Genomic DNA, 1,791 nt, shown 5'->3' on the forward strand with positions numbered 1-1,791 from the left:
CTTCCTGCTGCTACTCGCTCTACCAGTGTTGGCCGGCGCGCTGACAATGCTGCTGACCGATCGCAATTTCGGCACCGCCTTCTTCGTGCCGGACCAAGGCGGGGACCTAATCCTCTACCAACATCTCTTCTGGTTCTTCGGCCACCCGGAAGTCTACATCATGATCCTTCCGGCCTTTGGCATCGTCAGCCAGGTCATCTCTACTTTTTCCCGCAAGCCGATCTTCGGGTATTTGGGGATGGTTTATGCAATCGTCGCCATAGGTGCGATCGGCTTTGTCGTGTGGGCGCACCATATGTACACGAGCGGGATCGGCCTCGATACCCAGCGCTACTTCACCTTTGCCACGATGGTCATCGCCGTTCCGACGGGCATCAAGGTCTTCTCCTGGATCGCCACCATGTGGGGCGGATCAATACGCTTACAGACGCCGATGCTCTGGGCTCTCGGCTTCATCTTCCTTTTCACGATTGGTGGCGTAACCGGCGTCCAGCTGGCCAATGCGGGGCTCGATCGCGAGCTGCACGACACCTACTTCGTTGTCGCCCATTTCCATTACATCCTATCGCTCGGCGCGCTCTTCGGTATCTTCGCAGGATGGTACTACTGGTTCCCCAAGATTACCGGATATATGTACAACTCCGTTCTTGCCGGGGTACATTTTTGGACAACGTTCGTTGGCGTCAATCTGGTGTTCTTCCCGCATCACTTCCTCGGCCTAGCAGGGATGCCACGGCGCTACATCGACTACCCTGACGCATTTGCCGGCTGGAACATGGTGTCCTCTTACGGCTCGTACATCTCTGGCGCGAGCTTGCTCTTCTTCCTGGCCTGTGTGATAGAAGCTTTCTCCAGGAGACGCCAAGTTGGCAGCAATCCTTGGGGTCCAGGAGCCACAACGTTGGAATGGATGCTGCCCTCACCCCCTCCGTTCCATCAGTGGGATAGCCTGCCGGTGATCAAATAACCGGCGCCTTTTTCGAAGCCTGAGGACGCCACGGCACTCGCTGCAGAAGATGATCTTGAGCAAATCCCACTGAAGGCAGGGCTGGTTTGGCCCGCTCCGCCTGGCCAATGCGGCGACGTCGAGTACCGCCCTGCGCTTTGCATGTGAGGCAGTGGACGCATAGGCCTGTGCCGTCGCAACTTGCCGCCGAGCGTGGCTTCTGTGAATGGATATTCTTTGCCCATGGCGATCTCCACAAAGGTCGCACCCACCCACCTTCTGATAAGGAGGCTCCTGACAGTCGCCAAGAAGGGAACCGGATCGATTGACCGTCTTCGACCGCTTCTCTTCCTATTTGTGCCCGCGCTTCTTTGCGTCCGTTTTGGTCCTGTTTTGAGTCTCCCGGGCTAAACGCGCTTCCCTCAATCGCGCTGTTTTCTCTGCGCGTTCCTGCCGCTCAACCCGCATGATTTCGTCAGCCGCCCGCCTTGCGCGTTCATCCCGGTCATTATCAACCTGACGGATCATCTCACTCTTCCGGCTCTAAAGATCTGAGGAACAACGCTCCGCGAAGCGGGACGTTCCTGTCTTGGGATGATCAACTTGGATCTCCTCGAACGCTCGCTGGAATACGCGATAGCTAACTCTAGATCTTATTGTTCGAGGTGTTCGCTTTGAGGAATGCAACGAAGAACTCACTCTCCTCACACGAGCAAGAGTCTCTCAACGTTGACCGGAGGCAACAAAGTGAACTCCCCCAAACGCGCCGTGTGTACCGACCCCATCATAGTCTAAGCTGCTATCCAAGAACCGGCTCTAAACGGCCTCGCGACACTGAAAGTGTC

Annotated in this window: 1 protein-coding gene; it reads left to right on the forward strand. The window is 56.5% G+C overall.

The window, feature by feature from the left end; translation table 11 throughout:
- On the forward strand, positions 1 to 967 hold a 967-nt coding region (locus EOA24_RS36635; RefSeq protein ID WP_189354547.1), incomplete at its 5' end, for a cbb3-type cytochrome c oxidase subunit I.
- Positions 968 to 1,791: the final 824 nt, after the last annotated feature.

Origin of the sequence: Mesorhizobium sp. M2A.F.Ca.ET.039.01.1.1, from assembly GCF_003998035.1 — a bacterium.
Lineage (GTDB): Bacteria > Pseudomonadota > Alphaproteobacteria > Rhizobiales > Rhizobiaceae > Mesorhizobium.